Origin of the sequence: Streptomyces sp. NPDC048275 (genome assembly GCF_040652275.1) — a bacterium.
Lineage (GTDB): Bacteria > Actinomycetota > Actinomycetes > Streptomycetales > Streptomycetaceae > Streptomyces.
Window position 1 is genome coordinate 87,627 of the sequence record NZ_JBEZLR010000005.1, and the last position, 18,193, is coordinate 105,819.

21 protein-coding genes are annotated in these 18,193 nt (G+C 69.0%); 14 read left to right on the plus strand and 7 right to left on the minus strand.

What is annotated here, in order from left to right; all coding sequences use genetic code 11:
• Window positions 1–36: 36 nt before the first annotated feature.
• Together AB0D57_RS05340 and AB0D57_RS05345 are read right to left on the minus strand one after the other, a co-directional pair.
• Complete coding sequence (locus tag AB0D57_RS05340) at window positions 37–609, minus strand: GNAT family N-acetyltransferase (protein WP_362067234.1); 573 nt, start codon at window positions 607–609, stop codon at window positions 37–39.
• Entirely contained in the window at window positions 606–1,379 is a 774-nt protein-coding gene (locus AB0D57_RS05345; RefSeq protein WP_362067461.1) for a GntR family transcriptional regulator, read from the minus strand. The genes AB0D57_RS05340 and AB0D57_RS05345 overlap by 4 nt, the downstream gene beginning before the upstream one ends.
• Before the next feature lie 555 nt (window positions 1,380–1,934).
• Between AB0D57_RS05345 and AB0D57_RS05350 the strand changes: the two genes are divergently transcribed.
• From AB0D57_RS05350 to AB0D57_RS05395, 10 genes are all read left to right on the plus strand, one after another.
• Window positions 1,935–2,198, plus strand: coding sequence for a DUF6284 family protein (locus tag AB0D57_RS05350; protein WP_362067236.1), 264 nt, complete (start codon window positions 1,935–1,937; stop codon window positions 2,196–2,198).
• Window positions 2,195–2,536, plus strand: a complete 342-nt coding sequence (locus AB0D57_RS05355; RefSeq protein WP_362067238.1) for a hypothetical protein — start codon at window positions 2,195–2,197, stop codon at window positions 2,534–2,536. Before AB0D57_RS05350 ends, AB0D57_RS05355 begins: the two co-directional genes overlap by 4 nt.
• Window positions 2,529–3,563, plus strand: a complete 1,035-nt coding sequence (locus AB0D57_RS05360) for a DUF2637 domain-containing protein (RefSeq protein ID WP_362067240.1) — start codon at window positions 2,529–2,531, stop codon at window positions 3,561–3,563. Before AB0D57_RS05355 ends, AB0D57_RS05360 begins: the two co-directional genes overlap by 8 nt.
• Window positions 3,563–3,886: an RRQRL motif-containing zinc-binding protein gene (locus AB0D57_RS05365; protein ID WP_362067242.1), complete on the plus strand. Its 324-nt coding sequence runs from the start codon at window positions 3,563–3,565 to the stop codon at window positions 3,884–3,886. Before AB0D57_RS05360 ends, AB0D57_RS05365 begins: the two co-directional genes overlap by 1 nt.
• Window positions 3,887–3,903: 17 nt before the next feature.
• The gene (locus AB0D57_RS05370) at window positions 3,904–4,212 is read left to right on the plus strand and encodes a hypothetical protein (protein WP_362067244.1); all 309 of its coding nucleotides are present in this window, start codon (window positions 3,904–3,906) and stop codon (window positions 4,210–4,212) included.
• A 332-nt stretch (window positions 4,213–4,544) separates the two neighbouring features.
• A complete protein-coding gene (locus AB0D57_RS05375) occupies window positions 4,545–6,386 on the plus strand; it encodes an ATP-binding protein (protein WP_362067246.1) in 1,842 nt (613 codons plus the stop codon).
• A 94-nt stretch (window positions 6,387–6,480) separates the two neighbouring features.
• Window positions 6,481–7,344, plus strand: a complete 864-nt coding sequence (locus AB0D57_RS05380) for a bifunctional DNA primase/polymerase (protein WP_362067248.1) — start codon at window positions 6,481–6,483, stop codon at window positions 7,342–7,344.
• Window positions 7,337–8,812, plus strand: coding sequence for an ATP-binding protein (locus AB0D57_RS05385; protein ID WP_362067250.1), 1,476 nt, complete (start codon window positions 7,337–7,339; stop codon window positions 8,810–8,812). The genes AB0D57_RS05380 and AB0D57_RS05385 overlap by 8 nt, the downstream gene beginning before the upstream one ends.
• Before the next feature lie 449 nt (window positions 8,813–9,261).
• The gene (locus AB0D57_RS05390; protein ID WP_362067252.1) at window positions 9,262–9,504 is read left to right on the plus strand and encodes a helix-turn-helix domain-containing protein; all 243 of its coding nucleotides are present in this window, start codon (window positions 9,262–9,264) and stop codon (window positions 9,502–9,504) included.
• Window positions 9,505–9,590: 86 nt separating this feature from the next.
• Complete coding sequence (locus tag AB0D57_RS05395) at window positions 9,591–10,826, plus strand: site-specific integrase (protein ID WP_362067254.1); 1,236 nt, start codon at window positions 9,591–9,593, stop codon at window positions 10,824–10,826.
• A gap of 78 nt (window positions 10,827–10,904) precedes the next feature.
• On the opposite strand, the gene AB0D57_RS05400 is transcribed toward AB0D57_RS05395, so the two are convergent.
• Complete coding sequence (locus tag AB0D57_RS05400; protein WP_362067256.1) at window positions 10,905–11,666, minus strand: phosphoglyceromutase; 762 nt, start codon at window positions 11,664–11,666, stop codon at window positions 10,905–10,907.
• Between the two features lie 187 nt (window positions 11,667–11,853).
• Here AB0D57_RS05400 and AB0D57_RS05405 point away from each other — a divergent pair, with 187 nt between their 5' ends.
• Together AB0D57_RS05405 and AB0D57_RS05410 are read left to right on the plus strand one after the other, a co-directional pair.
• Window positions 11,854–13,122, plus strand: coding sequence for an MFS transporter (locus tag AB0D57_RS05405; RefSeq protein ID WP_362067258.1), 1,269 nt, complete (start codon window positions 11,854–11,856; stop codon window positions 13,120–13,122).
• Window positions 13,119–13,397, plus strand: coding sequence for a hypothetical protein (locus AB0D57_RS05410; RefSeq protein ID WP_362067260.1), 279 nt, complete (start codon window positions 13,119–13,121; stop codon window positions 13,395–13,397). Before AB0D57_RS05405 ends, AB0D57_RS05410 begins: the two co-directional genes overlap by 4 nt.
• Here the strand turns inward: AB0D57_RS05410 and AB0D57_RS05415 are convergent.
• Window positions 13,360–13,623: a hypothetical protein gene (locus AB0D57_RS05415; protein WP_362067262.1), complete on the minus strand. Its 264-nt coding sequence runs from the start codon at window positions 13,621–13,623 to the stop codon at window positions 13,360–13,362. The genes AB0D57_RS05410 and AB0D57_RS05415 overlap by 38 nt on opposite strands.
• Window positions 13,624–13,927: 304 nt before the next feature.
• Here AB0D57_RS05415 and AB0D57_RS05420 point away from each other — a divergent pair, with 304 nt between their 5' ends.
• Window positions 13,928–14,890 (plus strand): N-acetylmuramoyl-L-alanine amidase, encoded by a 963-nt coding sequence (locus AB0D57_RS05420; RefSeq protein WP_362067264.1) that lies wholly within the window; start codon window positions 13,928–13,930, stop codon window positions 14,888–14,890.
• A gap of 62 nt (window positions 14,891–14,952) precedes the next feature.
• On the opposite strand, the gene AB0D57_RS05425 is transcribed toward AB0D57_RS05420, so the two are convergent.
• Window positions 14,953–15,396: a DUF2000 domain-containing protein gene (locus AB0D57_RS05425; RefSeq protein ID WP_362067266.1), complete on the minus strand. Its 444-nt coding sequence runs from the start codon at window positions 15,394–15,396 to the stop codon at window positions 14,953–14,955.
• 49 nt (window positions 15,397–15,445) lie between these two features.
• On the opposite strand from AB0D57_RS05425, the gene AB0D57_RS05430 reads away from it, so the two are divergent.
• A complete protein-coding gene (locus AB0D57_RS05430) occupies window positions 15,446–16,249 on the plus strand; it encodes an AraC family transcriptional regulator (RefSeq protein WP_362067268.1) in 804 nt (267 codons plus the stop codon).
• An 18-nt stretch (window positions 16,250–16,267) separates the two neighbouring features.
• On the opposite strand, the gene AB0D57_RS05435 is transcribed toward AB0D57_RS05430, so the two are convergent.
• Together AB0D57_RS05435 and mshA are read right to left on the minus strand one after the other, a co-directional pair.
• Window positions 16,268–16,759 carry a YbjN domain-containing protein gene (locus AB0D57_RS05435; protein ID WP_362067270.1) on the minus strand — a complete coding sequence of 164 codons (492 nt, stop codon included), beginning with the start codon at window positions 16,757–16,759 and terminating at the stop codon, window positions 16,268–16,270.
• A gap of 67 nt (window positions 16,760–16,826) precedes the next feature.
• The gene (gene mshA / locus AB0D57_RS05440) at window positions 16,827–18,164 is read right to left on the minus strand and encodes a D-inositol-3-phosphate glycosyltransferase (RefSeq protein WP_362067272.1); all 1,338 of its coding nucleotides are present in this window, start codon (window positions 18,162–18,164) and stop codon (window positions 16,827–16,829) included.
• Between the last annotated feature and the right edge of the window lie 29 nt (window positions 18,165–18,193).

Consider the following 18,193-nt stretch of genomic DNA (forward strand, 5'->3'; position numbering starts at 1 on the left):
GGTTCCAGGGAGGCCCGGCAGCGTCGCCCCGGGCCCTCACTCACGAAGAGGAGCAGCCTCCCCCGGCATGCGAGTTTCGTCCGTGAAACCGTGCTCTGCAGGACGCGTTGGACGCTGAGCGAGCCAGCCAGATACCCGAGGCCCGCCGTTGACGGCCACTCCCTCAAGAACTGTCCGAACGTGCTGGAAGCCCTGCCGAAGGTAGTACGCCTGAAGCCCCTCGTTTGACGTCCACGCGTCCAGACGGAGCCACTTGGCTCCGGCCCGATAAGCCCGATCCCCCGCCCAATCGAGCAGGCGCCCCCCGACGTTCGCCCCGGCATGCGTGCGCGCCACAGTGAGCTTGTTGATGAACAGAGAAGGCTCCGAGAGCTCCTGGTCTGTCCAGAGCCCTGCCTCTGCATCAGGAGTCAGAGTGATGGTCGCGACCGTCGCATCGCCGTCCACAGCCATGAAGACAGTCCCTGCCTCGATGGTCTCCAGCAGCTTGTCAGCAGGATAGGGGCGTCGCCACTGGTCGGTGCCGAGACGGGAAAGCCAAGCTGCGGCCTCCTCACGGAAGGCCAGCAGCTTGGAGACGTCGTCTGGGCGGGCGGGGATGATTCTCACTGAGGCTCGTTCTCGCTTCGGGCGGTCAGGTCGCCGATCTCGTAGTTCATCCGGTTGAGGTCACCCCGGAACGTGGTGATGGTGCACCGGATCGGCCGGTCCTCGGAGTAGCCGGTACGCGTCCAAAGCAGCACCGGAACTCCAGCACCGATCTCCAACAGTCGCGCCTCCTCCGGTGTCGGCATGCGCGCGGCGATCTCGTCGAAGTACCCGATCTGCTCGATGCCTTGAGCCGCTAGGTACCGCGTGGTTCCCTCTTCGATGTCTCCTGGCTCGGCAAGTCGCGGCGACGCGTCTACCAGCCACGATGGATAGTAGGTCGCCTGTGTCGACCAAGGGACGTCGTCCACATAGCGATGACAAAACCGCAATACCGCCTTCGTACCTGTCGTGATGTTCAGGCGCTGGGCGATCTCCTCCCGCGCCGGCAGCATCTCGACTCGGAACGTCTGGTGCGGCCGTCGACCCGCATTGGTGACGTCGGTGTTGTACGAGTCCCCGTTCTGCGGGAAGTTCAGATTCTCGAACCGGGACGCATTGAGTTCGAACACCTCGTGAGACTTGACCTCGTAGCCGAGTCCCTGGCTGGACGTCAGCAGTCCCTCGCTGACCAGCAGGCTCAGCCCGTTGCGGACGGTGTTCCGCGACGCGTCGAACCGCTGCTGTAGGTCGTTCTCGGAGGGCAGCCGCGAGCCCGGCGGGAACGTGCCGTTGTCGATCTCGCGACGCAGGGCATCGGCGACTTGCCGGTACTTCGGCTGCTTGTTCATGCCCTCATCATGACGCACTCGCGCAACTTGTTGGTACATGTAGGCCAACCCCCTTGACGACTCACTGTCCGTGGGTGCAGCATCACTGCATCAGCTTGTACCAACAAGCTGAACAGGTGGTGCAACACCTTCAAGTGTGCCTGCCTGTGCTGACAGCGCACGGAGGAAAGCCCGCAGGGGTGAGTACAAAGACAGCGCACTTGGTTGAAAACTCAACAGAGGACGCACCGCAACCTGCACACGGGAAGAGCGGCCGTCAGAAGAGCAGGCAACAGCGACAAGCCGTAGGCCCTGCCGCACGAGCAGCAAGCACCTTCTCCCATGCCGTCCCTACAGGGCGGACAAGTGACCCACACGTGCGGTGAGACAAGGGCAAAGATCGCGGGGCCCCGTAGGCAACCTGACCGGTTCGAGTCCGGTCCGGGGCACTCCGGCCGCTGTTCAGTGGCCGTGCCGCGTGTGATGCGCAGCATTCCCTTCCACGGCGAGCGCCCCCGGTGCTGGAACACCGAGGGCGCGGTTCGGGCCGTTCACCTGCGAGAGGAACACGACCCAATGAAGCACATCGTTACTGTTCAGGACGCTGTTACCGCGTTCGAGCCCTGGATGGAGCCGACGGACGCGGAGCTGGACGCGATCGAGACCGAGATGCCGGTCATCCTCGCGGACATCGAGCTGATCGACGCCTACATCATCACCATGGACCGGGTGCCGTCCGAGCTGGACGCGCGCCGGCTGCGCAGGGCCCGTCGCCGGGCGCTGGCCGCGCGGGTCGAGCTGACCCGCCGGTCCGCCACGACCAAGGGCATCGGCGCATGAGCGGCCTGTCGACGCTGGCCGGGCTGTCCGTCCCGATGCGGGCCCTGGGCGCCCTGGCCGCCGAATGCGGCAACCTGCCCGCCCCGACGGTGGGTCTGACACCGATCTTCCCCGAGCGTCTGGAACTCTCCCTGCACAACGGGCTGGGAGAGTTCGAGGTCTGGCGCGTGGCTCTCGGCGTCCGCCCGGATCAGGTGGAGTTCGGCGAGCAGGCCGGCGACACGTGGGTGCTCAAGGCGTTCGCTCCCTACGCCGGTGCCGAGGTTCGCCTCATCGCCTACGGGCCCACCCTCGACACCATGCGGGCGGTCGCCGGGGACGGGGGCGGGGATGCTTGATTCCCTGTCTCCGGAGCAGATCCGCTCTGCGGAGAAGACGCTCTCCTACGGGACGTGGGCCATCACCGCCGGTGCGGTGCTGTTCTCCGTCCTCACCGTCACGCCCCTGGTCGTACGGGTCACGCCGGACGGCTGGGAGAAGACAGCTCCCATCCTGCCCCTGGTAGTCGACACGGCGGTGGTCATCGTGGTCCGCCTCGACGCGACCGTGGCCCGGCTCGGGGGAACGTCCGGGGCGTGGCCGGCCGTACTGCGGTGGATGACCGGTCTGATGACGCTGCTCCTGAACATCGGGGACAGCGCGCTGGACGGGGACGCGGTCGGTGTCGCCGTTCATTCCGTGGCGCCGCTCCTGCTGATCGTCACCGCTGAGGCGGGCCTGGCCTATCGGCGCGCGATCAACCGGGCCGTGGACAGGATCGAGCGTTCACGGGCCGCTGCGACCAAGGAGCGTGAACAGCAGCAGCGGGCCGACCGTGAACGCGAGCAGCAGGCCCGTGAACACCGTGAACAGCAGGCCCGCGATCACGCCGAAAAGCTCGAACGCGAACGGGCGGATCGGGAGGCTTCCGAGCGGGCAGCCGAGCGCGAGCACACCGCCCGTATGGAGCGTGAACGCCTGGATCGGGAGACCGAGACACGGCGTGAGCAGCGCGAATACGAGGAGCGTGTCCGGCGCGAGGAGCAGCAGCGTGCGGACGCATTGCGGCGTGAACAGCGTGAACAGGCCGACCGTTCACGGCTCGAACAGCAGGCCCGCAACGTCGTCTCCATTGCCTCCCGCGAGGCTGTTGAGCGGGACAGCGTGAACACCGTGAACGGCGCCGTGAACACCGCCGTGAACAGCGGCCCGGCCCCGGACAAGAAGATGCGCGAGAGTGACGCACGCTCCTACCTCCGCTCGTTCGGTGAGGGCGAGAAGTCGGTACGACAGCTCGCGGAAGAGACCGGCTGGTCCGTCGGGTGGGTCGCCAACCGTCTGCGCGAGAGCGCGGAGGAGAGCGAGCCCGCTGAGGCTGCCGTCTGATGGCCACGGTGCCTGTCTATCCCTGGCACCTTGCCCCGGACGGGATGGCGACGGTCCGTCAACTGCGGGCCCGCAACTTGCGGCCCGGCGGGCAGGACGTCGCCGCGCAGATCGAGCGGCCCCGGCGCCGTAGGGGCCCGCTGGTCGCCTTCCTGTACGAGATCGACAAGGCCAAGCCCGTCCGGCCGATGACGCCGGCGAAGTGGGCGGCCCTGGCCAAAGCCAACGCCGCGCGGCGTACCTGCCCCACTTGCCGGCGCGATGCCGGATACGTCATTCCCGCCTCGCTCGGTGCGTGTGTGCCCTGCGCCGACTCCAACTGACTTGAGGGAGAGCCCTGATGGCACATCGTGACCCGCCGGGGATCATCGCCCCGCACATACCCGCCGACGCCTACCGCCGCGCCGAAGCCACGGGGCAGCCGGTCGTCATCGTCGTGCACACCACCGACCAGGACGGGCGCCCGCTGCACCACTACCTGTATCCCATCGTCGTCGCGGGCGCGGGCGTGGTGGGGGTGTTCGGTCTCGTGGCCGCGTTCCTCGCGCTGCTCGACTTCGCCGTCCACACCGCCGTCGCCATCGGCAGCGTGGCCGGACCGGTCGGCGTAGGCGGCATCACCCTCCGCCTCGCCCGCTCCAAGGACTGACCGGGCCGAAGAGGGTCGGAAGCCGTAGGCGGCTCGCAGGGCGCCCGGACCCCCTCGCGTGTGGGGCAAGACCCCCCGGGCCGTGAACGGCCGTTGAGGGCCCCGCGAGGGGGTTGCACGGCCCCATTTTCCGACGCTCTACGCGCGCGTGCGCGTGGGGCCCCCACCCTCCCCACCGCTCAACTCTGCAACTTCGCAGGTCAGATGTGGTTGCAGCGGTTCAACCGGTGCTGTTGACGCAACCGACAGCACCGACCGCTGCAACTCGGGCGGGCCGGTGACGCCACGCGACGGCGCACCGGCCCTCATCCACGGTCTTGGAGGACTCTTTCGTGGACTGGAAGCAAGCATGGTCGACCACCGCCAACACCACCAACAGCGCGTTGGATTCACTCGCTCCGGTGTGCGTGCCGTTCGCGGTCCGTTGGGATCTTGAGGCGGACCGTCGGAACAAGCTGCGCACCCCCGAGCACTTGAAGGCGCTCATGGCCGCGCAGAAGGAGCACAACGCCGCGCGTTCCACGCACGCCACCGCCAAGTCGCAGCAACTCACCGCGCGCGCCGCGTCGAACAACCCGTTCGCCGCCGGCCGCCGGGCGGCGCGGGTGGCGAGCAAGGCAGCCGCGCGGCACGAGCGGGACACCCGCGCCAAGCTCAAGGCAGCGCGCGTGAACTACCCGAGCACGCTCAAGGCTCGGGCGATTCAGGCGCACTCGCTGCACGCCGTGCCCACGGTCATCACGTCCGTCGTCATGTCCGCCTCGAACCTCACGCTGTGGCCGGCCGCCACGTCGGCCGCGCTGATCGGCGCGAACGTGGCTGGTCTCGCGCTCGGTCGCCGCAAACTGCGGGTGCCCATCGATGAGTCCGTCACGGTGGAAGAGCGTCAGCTCATGGAACGCCTCGACCCGTCCTATTGGGTGGAGCACGCCCCAGACCGTGGCCTGTCCGGCACCGTGACCACGCCCCCGGCCATGGAGCCGGGCGGCATCCGGTGTGAGATCCGGCTGGACGGTACCTGGACGGTCAAGACGCTTGCGGACAAGGCGGACTCGGTCCGTGCGCTGCTCGGTGCCCGCACCGCACTGCGCATACGGATCACCTCGGCCTCGCGCGGCGGCTGGGCCGTGCTGAGTCTGGCGACTCGGTCGGCAGCCGCGGGCGTTTCCTCGCTGTGGACTCCGGACCGCATCCCGGCCGATCCGATGGCGATGAGCCTCGGTCTGGACACCGAGACCGGCGATGAGGTCCTGATCCCGTTCGATGAGCGGCTGTTGGTGTCCGGCGCGTCCGGCACCGGCAAGTCCTGGTCGTTCCGCCCGCTCATGGCGACCGCGCACCTGCGCGGGGACCTGATGCTGATCGACGGCAAGGGCGAAGAGGCCACCGTCTGGGAGCACGCGTGCCGCGTCGCCGTGGAACGCGACGAGATCACCAACGGCGTGGACGACGCGCACGCTGAGATGACCCGCCGCAAGGTCGACATGAAGCAGCGCGGAATCAGCGTGTGGGACGGACGTCAGCTCACCGTCGTCGTGGATGAGGGGCAGGTGATCCTTGCCCTCATCAGCAAGGACAAGGATCGGCTGCAACGGCTGATCGAGCTGTCCTCGCTCGGTCGCTCGCGCGGTGTCGTTCTGTGGTGGGCGACGCAGTACCCGCTCACCGATGGCGGGGCACCGGGCGTGCACAAGCTCATCGCACCGAACCTCCTGACGCGATTCTCGCTGCGGGTGGCTGGCACGACACAGGCGCAGGTCGCCCTGGACGACTGCGCGCACTACGCCCCGCACCAGATCCCCGAGGGCCGCGAGTACCGGGGCCACGGCTACCTCAAGGGCTACGGCCCGCGCATGCTCCGCACCTGGACCCTGGACGACGCGGGCGTCCGCAAGCTGCCCAAATCGATCTGGACCCCGGACCAGTCGACCGGCGGGCAGTCGCCGCGACCGCTGCACCTGGTCAAGGAGACGGCCGCACCGTCCGGTGCGCTGAGCAACCGGGACAAGGTGCTGGCCGCAGTGCAGGCCGGTGCCCGCACGGCCAAGGACGTGGCCGACCGGACCGGCCTGAACAAGGGCACGGTCTCCCGCGAGATCAGGGCACTGACCGCCGACGGAGCCGTTCACCGGACCGCCGACGGCCGACTCCTGCCCGGCCAGCAAGCGGCCTGACCACCCCCGACGAACGACAACGGCGGCCCCCTTCCGCCAAGAACCGGGGCCGCCGCAAATCCAGCACGCTTACACCGAACTGGAGACCCCCAGCATGACCCAACCGACCGACATTCGGCGAGACCTCCTGGCTACCGCTCTTTGGCTGGCAGCCTCCGGGGTGCCTCCGCTCCCGTTACGAGCGGGGAAGGTGCCGTTCGGGAACTGCCCGGCCTGCGCCAAGAACGCGTGCGGTGGCCGACCGAACATGAAGACCCCCGGCCCGTGCGAGTGCCCGGCGCCGTGCCACGGATGGGCCGCCGCCACCACCGACCCGAGCGTCATCAACTCGCCCACCTGGGTTCGGGCGTGGCGGGAAGCGGCGGGCGTGGCCTACCACCCCGGCGGCGCCGGCCTCACCGTCGTTGACCTCGACAACGCGGAAGCCATCGCGTGGGCCCGGGCGAGCCTGCCCGCCACCCGGATCGTGCCGACCACCCGGGGTGAGCACTGGATCTACCGGGGCACCATGCAATCGGCCAACGCCGTACGGTCCGGCGTGGACATCAAGTCGTCCATGCAGTACGCCCGGTGGCTCGGTCCCGGCACCGGCGCCATCACGGTCCTGCCGGACGTCGTCCGCGCGCTGATCGTGAAGGAGCCCGCCCTGGCCCGGCCGGCGACCGTCACGGTGCCCGCGTCGGTCGGGGGCGGGGCGTGTCCGCACCGCACGCTGACTTATCTGGACCGTGGGATTGCGATGGCGGAGCAGCGAATCACGCACGCCCGCAGCGCGGTGCACGCGACCGTGTACCGGACGTTCCTGGCGGTGCTGTCCACGCACGGCCGGTGCGGCTGCCTCACCGAGACGCACACCGCACGGCTGTTCACCGCAGCGCAGGCCAAGGGCGAATCGCCCCGGCACTGCACCGAGGCGTGGACCAACGCCCTGACCACGTTGGGACTGAACCATGGCTGAGGACGACAAGACTCCCGCCCGCGAAGTCATCGCGGACTACGCGCAGTCTCACTTTCGCTACTTCCGCACCGCCGACGGAACCGTGTACGCGCAGAAGAACGGCCACCCCGTCGCCCGCCCGATCCGCTCCCAGGGCACCACCGGCAGCCACCGCCAGGAACTCATGGTCGGCCTGTTCAAGGACGGACGCGGCGCGTTCAACGGGTCCGCGATCAAAGAGGCGTTGGACCTGATCGAAGCTCTCGCGCTGACTGAGAAGGTCCAACCGGTCCATATCCGCGTGGCTCCGGGGTTCGACGGAGCCACATGGCTGGACCTGGGACGCGACGACGGGAAGTCCGTCCGCATCCACCCCACCGGCTGGGACATCCTCACCCCCGACCCACGCGAAGTCTGCTGGCGACGCACACAGCTCACGGGAGAACTTCCCCTGCCGGCCAAGGACACCGGCGGTAAGGGCATCGACCTGCTGATGCGGCTGTGCAACTTCGCCAACGCGGAAACCGAGTGCCTGGCCATCGTGTGGCTGATCGGCTGCCTCGGCCCGTCCGTGCCCGTGCCTGCACCGTTCCTCACGGGCCCGCAGGGCGCGGGCAAGTCCACCGGGGGACGGATGCTCACCCGGATCCTCGAGGGGATGAGCGGTGACCTGCGCCGGGCGCCGAAGGATGAGGAAAGCCTGATCGCGGCCGTGGCGGCGGGATGGGTCACTGCACTGGACAACCTCTCGCACGTGACGCCGGACCTGTCGGACGCGATGTGCTGCATCGTGACCGGCGCCGAGAGCGTCAAGCGTGCCCTGTTCACCGACGGGGACGTGTTCCGCGTCGGCTACCGCCGCCCCCTGCTCCTCACCGGCATCGACGTGGGCGTTATCCGTCCCGACCTTGCGGACCGGCTCCTGCCCCTGCGGTTGGAGCGGCCCAAGGTCCGGCGGACCGAGGCCGAACTGTGGGCCGACTACGCGGAAGTGCTGCCCGTGGTCCTCGGCTCGCTCCTGGACCTGACGGTCAAGGTCCGCGCCGTGGAGGCGGAAACGCCCACCGACCTGCGGATGGCGGACTTCGCCCACCTGTGCGCGCAGTTCGACGCGGCAACCGGGCTCGGGGCGCTTCCCGCGTACCGGGCGAGTCTGGACGACCTGAACGACGACGTGATCGAGGGTGACCTCCTCGCGCAGACCGTCCTCCTACATGCCGACACCATCGAGCCGGGCAGCGCGCAGCGGATGACGTCCACCGAGTGGCTGGCCTGCCTCAGCCGCCTCTACAGCGGCGAGGATTGCCGTCCCCTGCCCAAGGGGTGGCCGACGACCGGCAAGGTTCTCTCGGACCGGCTCAAGCGCCTCCAGCCCACCCTGGCGGCTCGGGGTGTGCTCGTTGACGCGGGCCGCACCAAGGCGGGCCGCTACCTCGAAATGACCCGCACGCTCCCCCCGGCCCCGCACGAGCAGGCGCGGGCGTTCTGACCCGCGCCCTGCACGTTCAAGCGAACTGCAAGAGGAGCACGTGCTCCTCTTGCAGTTCGGCGGAACGCCGCCCCAAAGTCGTGCCGCGCAGCGGCTCCTTCTTCGCTCTGTAAGGCGCACCCAAGTACTACCGGCAGCCCCTTCTTTGTCCTAAGTAGGAAGACGCTGCGTCACCTGCGTCACCTGAGCCGGAAAACGGCCGCTGACCTGCGTCGACAGCGGTGACGCAGACGGGCAACGCTGCGTCATCCTGCGTCACCTGCGTCACCCGGTGACCCAGCCGATGACGCACCGGGTGACGCAGGGCCGATCCGCCGTGTCACCCAAAACCGCAGGTCAGAACCCCCAATGACGCTGATGGCGCGGGTGACGCAGAAATCCGCACCTCGGACAGACGCAGGCCCCGAAACAGGCCCCCACCCCGGAAAGTCCGCGCACGGAGGCGCCCCATGACCGCCCCACCCGAACAGTCAGACCCGCGCGCCACGCTCCGCGCCGGACTACCTGACCGCTACCTCACCCCCGACGACATCGCCGAGATGTTCGAAGTACCCCTCGAAACCGTCTACCAGTGGCGCCGGAAGCGCACTGGCCCACCCGGCTTCCGCATCGGCAAATACGTCCGCTACGACCCCGCCGACGTGCGCGCCTACGTCACCCAACGCAAGACCGCCGACCAGGCCGCCGCCTGAACCGCACACACGCCGCACCGCTCAACACCCCAGGGAGGGCCACCCCGTGGCCCTCCCTTCCCATGCCCAGAAGGGACCGCCACCACATGGCAGGCCACATCTTCGACCGCTGGATCAAGACCACCACCGACGCTGACGGCAAGACCGTCCGCGTCAAGACCGACCGGCACGGCACGGGGATGCGCTACCAAGCCCGCTACGTCACGCCCGACGGCAAGCGAAAGAACAAGTCCTTCCCCGACGGACAGAAGCGCCTCGCCGAGCAGTGGCTGAGCACCATGCAAGCGGACGTTGCGCGCGGCGACTTCATCGACCCGAACGCGTCTCGTACGACGTTCCAGGAGTTCGCTGAGAAGTGGCTCGCGAGCCAGAGCGGCGATCCCAACACACGCGCGTCGATGGAGTCTCAGCTCAAGCTGCACGCCTTCCCCCGCATCGGGTCGCGTCAGCTCGGATCGTTCCAGCCGAGCCACATCCGGGAGGTCGTGACGCAGCTCGAAGCGTCCGGCATGTCTGGCGCGTACGCGCGCGTCATCTTCTCCAACGTCCGCGCCGTGCTCTCGGCCGCCGTAGAGGACGGATGCCTACGCCGGAACCCCTGCAACTCGCGCACGGTGACCCCGCCGGCCATCGGTGCGCGCCGTGTCGTCCCCTGGGAGCCCGAGCGCGTCTTCGCCATGCGCGCCGCCATGGTCGAGCGCTTCCGGCCCATGGTGGACGTGGGCGCCGGGTGTGGACTCCGCCAAGGCGAAATCCTCGGCCTGTCCGTCGATGACATCGACTTCGACAGCGGCACCGTGCACGTGGTGCAGCAACTCAAGCTGAGCCTGAGCAAGGCCGTATTCGCGCCGCCGAAGGGCGGAAAGCTCCGTGACGTGCCTCTGCCCGACCCCGTGGCGGAGGCGCTACAGGAGCACATCAAGCGGTTCCCGCCTGTGGAGATCAAGCTCCCGTGGATGCGAGCGAACGGCCAGCCGGTGACCCGGCGGCTCATCTTCTCGGGCCCCAACGGCGGGCACGTCTGGCGTACGTCGCTGAACGAAGACCACTGGAAGCCCGCACTGGCGAAGGCGGGCGTCATCCCCAAGGCCAAGAGCCGCGAGCACGCCGCCGCCCGCGAGCACGGCATGCACGCCCTGCGGCACTTCTACGCGTCCGTGCTCCTGGATGCGGGAGAGAGCATCAAGGCACTCGCGGAGTACCTCGGTCACTCCGACCCGGGGCTGACGCTCAAGGTGTACGCGCACCTCATGCCGAGCAGTCGGGACCGGGCCCGGAAGGCTCTCGGCAGGGCACTCAGGCCACAAGATCACGAGGGCTGAGGTTCCAGAGAGGTTCCGGATCATGAAAATGCCTCCCATCCGCACCGTATGCGCAGGTGGGAGGCATGATCACAAACCTTACTTCTTCTTGCCCTGGTTCTTGACCGCCTCGATCGCGGCCGCGGCCGCGTCCGGGTCGAGGTAGGTGCCGCCCGGGTTGATCGGCTTGAAGTCGGCATCCAGCTCGTAGGCGAGGGGGATGCCCGTCGGGATGTTCAGGCCCGCGATGTCGGCGTCGGAGATGCCGTCGAGGTGCTTGACGAGGGCGCGGAGCGAGTTTCCGTGGGCCGCCACCAGGACCGTACGGCCGGCGAGGAGGTCGGGAACGATGCCGTCGTACCAGTACGGAAGCATGCGGACGACGACGTCCTTCAGGCACTCCGTGCGGGGGCGGAGCTCCGGCGGGATCGACGCGTAGCGCGGGTCGTCGGACTGGGAGAACTCCGTGCCGTCCTCGAGCGGCGGGGGCGGCGTGTCGTACGAGCGGCGCCAGAGCATGAACTGCTCCTCGCCGAACTCGGCGAGCGTCTGGGCCTTGTCCTTGCCCTGGAGGGCACCGTAGTGCCGCTCGTTCAGGCGCCAGGAGCGGTGGACCGGGATCCAGTGGCGGTCCGCGGACTCCAACGCGAGCTGGGCGGTGCGGATCGCGCGCTTCTGGAGCGAGGTGTGGACCACGTCGGGCAGCAGGCCGGCGTCCTTGAGCAGCTCACCGCCGCGGACTGCCTCCTTCTCGCCCTTCTCGTTGAGGTTGACGTCCACCCAACCGGTGAACAGGTTCTTCGCGTTCCATTCGCTCTCGCCGTGGCGGAGGAGGATCAGCTTGTACGGTGCGTCGGCCATGCCTTTGAGCGTAATCGACGCGGCTGACACGCCGCGCGCCTGGTCGACAGACGGACACCGGCCGTCCGCCGACCCGGACGCCGGTTGACGGCATCTGTTAATCGAGTGGCCCACCAGGACCGATCAATCGTAAGTTGCGATCACCGCCCGAGCTGCTTACGCATTCCGTCCGACCTGGGGGACCGCCATGCCACTGGCCGTCATGAGACGCGCCGCCCGAGAGACCGTCTCGGGGCTCCCCCGCGAGTTCTGGTGGCTGTGGACCAGCACCCTCGTCAACCGACTTGGGGCTTTTGTCGCGACTTTCATGGCTTTGTATCTGACGCTCGACCGCGGGTACTCCGCCTCGTACGCAGGTCTCGTGGTGTCCTTGCACGGGCTCGGCGGCGTGGCCTCCTCGCTCGGCGCGGGGGTGATGGCCGACCGGCTCGGGCGGCGGCCCACGCTGCTCATCGCGCAGTCGTCGACGGCCGTCTCCGTCGCGCTGCTCGGCTTTGTGCACCACCCGGTCGCGATCGCCGCCGTGGCCTTCCTGGTGGGGATGACGAGCAACGCGTCCCGGCCCGCCGTGCAGGCGATGATGGCCGACATCGTCCGGCCCGAGGACCGCGTCCGCGCGTTCTCCCTCAACTACTGGGCCATCAACCTCGGCTTCGCCGTCTCCTCCATGGCCGCCGGTTTCATCGCCGAGTCCAGCTATCTCGCGGGCTTCCTCATCGAGGCCGGCATGACCCTCGTCTGCGCGCTCGTCGTCTTCGCCAAGCTGCCGGAGTCCCGGCCCACGCAGGTCACCAAGGACGCGGAACCCGAGATCGGCCTCGGCACCGTCCTGCGCGACGGGCGCTTCATGAGCGTCGTCGGGCTGTCCTTCCTCGTCGCCCTCGTCTTCCAGCAGGGGGCCGTCGGACTTCCGGTCGCCATGGGCGAGGCGGGCTTCACCCCGGCCGACTACGGCATGGCGGTCGCCGTCAACGGCGTACTGATCGTCGTGCTCCAGATCCCGGTCACCCGTTTCATCGAACACCGGGATCCCAGGCGGCTGCTCATCGTCTCGTCGCTTCTCGCCGGGTACGGCTTCGGGCTCACCGCCTTCGCCGGCTCGGTCGGCGTCTTCGCGCTCACCGTGTGCGTGTGGACCCTGGCGGAGATCGTCAACGCGCCCACGCAGACGGGGCTCGTCGTCCGCCTCTCCCCACTGCACGGCCGCGGTCGCTACCAGGGCATGTACACCCTGTCCTGGTCCCTCGCCGCCCTCGTCGCACCCCTGATGTCCGGCGTCGTCATCGACCGGTTCGGTGCCGAGTGGCTGTGGGGGCTGTGCGCGGTGGTGGGCACGGTGGCGGGGCTGGGGTACGGGGTGCTGATGCGGCGGCTTCCGGCGGAGGGGCCCTCGAGGGAGGCGGGCACGGCGGCGGCGAAGTCCGCGGGGCGGCGCGGCGTGAGACCTGTTGGGTGACCGAACGGCACGCGGAGATCCAGCGATCACGGGAGGCGCCGTGGACGATCAACACCATCGCCGGCCGGTTCGGACCGGACCGGACCGGCAAGACCGTCCGCCGCTACCCGACCACCGATCTTGACGTGCTGATCGCCTCGGCCCGCGAACTCGCTCCCTACCGGCCTTGTCTGCAACGACGATTCGCTGACGGCTGCGCCAACGCCGCCCAGGGCTCACCGCCGCCGACCGTCCCGGTCAGCGCCAGTCCGGAGGAATGTTTCGCAATTGCTTGAGGAGATCCCAGTCCTTCGGGCGCGCCCCACGGGAGAACCATTCAGCACCCTGCCCGGTCCAGTAACCACGGTACTCACGTGTTCCTTCGAGGCCGAGTGCCTGGGTGCCCGACTCCCAGCCACAGCAGTCGCAGATGATATGGGTCGGCCAAGTGTCCTCGAAGAACAGAATGCCGTCCGTGTAGCCGCAGACACGGCACACATCCTCATCTTCAACACTGCGCATGGGGTTGTTTCTCTCCATAGGCACCCATACTGCACGAAGCCGCTCCAACGCCGCTCCAACTCAAGGACGCATTCGGGACGTTGAACATCCCGCACGGCCCCGGCGCCCGGCGCGAGGGGGACGCCACGCTCGGCGCGATGGGCCAATGGGGCGGAATCGCCCCGCGTGACGCATGAGTTCCGCGATGCTGAGCGATACGCGGCACAGCCGCGATTTCCACACACCCGCGACTCAACCCCCGTACACAGCACATCACTTACGTCATTCACCGAACTCACCGCGCTGATCCGAAAGGAACACAGCCATGGCCACACCTCTGACCGCCGCTGAGATGCTCTCCGCGTTGAAGGCCGAGGGCCTGTCCGTTCACGAGCACGTCGGCTGGTCGACCCACAACCGCGACGCGGCGACCGGCAAGACCTTCGGGCCCGTGATCGGCGTCCTGATCCACCACACCGCCGGGCACGGCGACAAGGAGCTCTGCTACAAGGGCAGGTCGGACCTTCCCGGGCCGCTCTGCCACGCCTGGCTGGGCAAGACCGACGGGCTGTGGCTGATCGGCCATGGCCGCGCCAACCACGCCGGGTCCGTCGACCTCGACGTCCTCAACGCACTGCGCGACGAGACCTCGCTCCCGACGGACAACCAGGCCAACGCCGACGGCAACGACCGCCTGTACGGCCTGGAGATCGAGAACCTGGGCAACGGCAAGGACCCCTACCCGGACGCGCAGTACCGGAAGGCCGTGCTGTGGGCCGCCGCGATATGCCGGGCCCACGGCTGGTCCGAGAAGTCCGTCGCCGGGCACAAGGAGGTCCAGCCGGGCAAGATCGACCCCAGCTTCGACATGGACGACTTCCGGGCCGACGTGAAGAAGCAGCTCGCGGACGACCCCGACAAGCCCGCTCCGTCCAAGCCGACGAAACCCGGTAAGCCCACGAAGCCCACCAAGCCCGGCGGCTCGGCCTCCAAGCCCAAGGTCGACCTGTCCCGCCTCATCGGCGCCGCGAAGACCGACCCCGGCGCCAAGCAGGGCCACGTCAGCTACATGACGGGGACGAACCTCACCGAAGCCGCCCTGGTCAAACTGGGCTACCTCGCCAAAACCTATGCGGGCGACGGCTCCTTCGGCTCCAAGACCATCGCCGGCTACGCCAAGTGGCAGCGCCACCTCGGCTACACCGGCGCCGACGCCAACGGCATCCCCGGCAAGACCTCCCTGACCAAACTCGGCTCCCAGAGCGGTCTGTTCACCGTCGTGGCGTGAGGTGACGCGGTTCCGTTCCCGGGCGCGGATGCGCCCCTGGGTTCCGAAGGGACTCGGGGGACTCAGGGGTGCATCCGCGCCCCCTTGAACACCTTGTCCACCCCGTTCTTCGGCCCGTACACCGCGAGCCCCACCAGATCCAGCTCCGCCGTCCGCACCGCTCGCACAGCCGCCCGGTTGTCCCGGTCGTTCCCGGTGGTGAACAGGTCCGACGTGAAGACCGCCCGCGGCAGCGCGCGGGCGAGCGCCCGCTCGTGGGCGGCGTTCAGGGTCTCCTTCGAGCCCTCGAGGACGAGGACCGGCTGGCGGAACATCGGCAGATACGGGATGTCGTCCGCGTCGGCGTACGGCTCACCGATCACCTCGGGAACGGCCGTCCCGAGCCCGCTGACCAGAAAAGCGGTCACATTAAGTCGCTGCCAGGGTTCCAGGTCCTCCCTCAGCAGGACGGCGATCTTGGTGTCGAAACGGATGGGCTCGGTGTCCGAGAGGCGCTCGCTGTTCATGCCTCGAGACTGCCGACCGTCGTACGGCGTCGTCTTGTACGTTGTTTGCATGGTGGCCCGGCGGGAGATCTCCGCATGGCGCCCGCGGATTCCGGGCGTCGTGGAGGTGTTCCACGCCCACTACACGCAGTACGCGTACCCGATGCACGTACACGAGGCGTGGACGCTTCTGATCGTCGACGACGGCGCCGTGCGGTACGACCTCGACCGGCACGAGCACGGGACCCCGCACGGCACGGTCTCGCTGCTGCCGCCGCACGTCCCGCACAACGGTTCACCGGTCACCGAGCACGGCTTTCGCAAACGCGTCCTCTACCTCGACGGCACGCATCTCACCGAGGACCTCATCGGGCCCGCGGTGGACGGACCTGATCTGGTCGACCCCGCGCTGCGCCGCCGCGTAGAGCAGCTCCACACGGCCCTCACCCGTCCCGGGGACGAGCTGGAGGCGGAGAGCAGGCTGACGCTGATCGGCGAGCGGCTGCGCGGCCATCTGCGCCCCCGGCTGATCGAGGAGCCGTCGCGGCGCCCACGACCACAGCCGCTCGCCCACCGGCTGCGCGAACTCCTCGACGCACGGCTCGTGGAAGGCATCGCCCTGGACGAGGCCGCACGACTCGTGCACGCCCATCCCGCCCATCTCGTACGGGCGTTCAGCGGCACCTTCGGGATCGCCCCGCACCAGTACCTGATGTCCCGCCGCGTCGACCGAGCCCGCCGTCTGCTGCTCGACGGACAGCCAGCCGGCGAGGTGGCCGCCACCACCGGCTTCTACGACCAGTCCCATCTGACGCGCCACTTCAAGCGGCTGGTGGGGGTCGCCCCCGGGCGCTATCGCGTCAGCTCGCGCTGAGCCTCGAGCCCGGCGCGATCAGTCGGCGGGGCGCTGCGTCAGATGGGTGAAGGCGTCCAGATTGCGGGTCGACTCGCCTCGGGACACCCGCCAGGCGTACTCCTTGCGGATCGCGGAGGCGAAACCGAGCTCAAGGAGAGTGTTGAAGGAGCCGTCGGCGGCCTCCAGGACCGAGCCGAGCAGCCGGTCCACCTCGTCCGGCGTGACCGCGGCGAGCGGCAGTTTGCCGACCAGATAGACATCCCCGAGGGAGTCGACCGCGTAGCTCACTCCATAGAGCTTGAGATTGCGCTCCAGGAGCCAGCGGTGGACGCCCTCCTGGTTCTCGTCGGGGTGACGGATCACAAAGGCGTTCAGTGACAGGGAGTGCTTGCCGACGATCAGCGAGACGGTGGTCGAGAGCTTGCGGGTGCCGGGCAGCTTCACGACGTACGAGCCCTCCCTGGGGCTCTCCCACTCCAGCTCGGCCTCGGTGAGGACCCGCTCGATGATCGACGCTGCGTCAGACATGGGGGGAGCGTACGCGACGGGCCTCAGCCGTGATGTGCGCGGCCCTCAGCCTCGATGCACGCAGCTCTCAGCCGTGATGTGCGCGGACCCGGCGTCGGTGTTCCTGCACGGCCGCGGTGTAGACGTCCGCCGTGGCCGCGGCCGCGGTGTCCCAGCCGAAGCGCTGCGCGTGCCGGGCGGCGGCGTCCCCCATCCGGGCGGAGAGCGTACGGTCGTCGGCGAAATCGCGCAGCACGCGCGCGTAGTCCACGGGATCGTGGCCGGGGACCAGGAAGCCGGTCTCCTGGTCGCGCACGGCGACGGGAAGCCCACCGACCTCGGCCGCCAGTACCGGCGTACCGGCCGCCTGCGCCTCGACCGCGACCAGTCCGAAGGACTCGCTGTACGAGGGCATGACCAGCACCGACGCGGCCCGGAACCAGTCCGCGAGCTGGTCCTGCCCGACGGGCGGCCGAAAGCGCACGACGTCGGCGATGCCGAGCCGCGCGGCGAGCTTCTGCAGTCCTTCGGGCTTGGCGAGACCGCTGCCACTGGGGCCGCCCACCACGGGGACGACGATGTCGCCGCGCAGCTCGGGGCGCTCGTCCAGCAGGACGGCGACCGCGCGCAGCAGGACGTCGGGGGCCTTCAGGGGTTGAATGCGGCCCGCGAAGAGTGGGATCAGGGCATCCTGCGGGAGTCCCAGGCGGGCGCGGGCGGCGGCGCGGCCGTCGGCCGGGCGGAAGCGGTCGAGGTTGACGCCCGGGTGGACGACGGCGACCTTGTCACGGTCGGCCTCGTAGTGGCGGACGAGTTCGTCTGCCTCTTCGGCGGTGTTGGCGATGAGACGGTCGGCGGCGCGCACGATCTGGGTCTCGCCGATGACGCGGGCGGCCGGCTCGGGGGTGTCGCCCTCGGCGAGCGCGGCGTTCTTGACCTTGGCCATGGTGTGCATGGCGTGCACCAGGGGCGCGCCCCAGCGCTCGGCGGCGAGCCAGCCGACGTGGCCGGAGAGCCAGTAGTGGGAGTGCACCAGGTCGTAGTAGCCGGGGCGGTGACCGGCCCAGGCCTGCATGACACCGTGGGTGAACGCGCACAGCTGGGCCGGGAGGTCCTCCTTCGCGAGGCCCTCGTAGGGGCCGGCGTCGACGTGGCGGACGAGGACGCCGGGGGCGAGTTCGACCGTCGGCGGGAGGGCGGCCGTGGTCGCGCGCGTGAAGATCTCGACCTCGATGTTGATCGCGGCGAGCCGCTGGGCGAGCTCCACGATGTAGACGTTCATGCCGCCGGCGTCGCCCGTGCCGGGCTGGTGCAGCGGCGAGGTGTGCACGGAGAGCATCGCGACGCGACGGGGCCTGCGGTGCAGCCTGAGCCTCGCGGACGCCGCCGGGGAGCGACGCCCGAGCCTGCTGACGTACTGGCTCACGTGGCGTTCCTCCTTGCTGCGGGCATGCC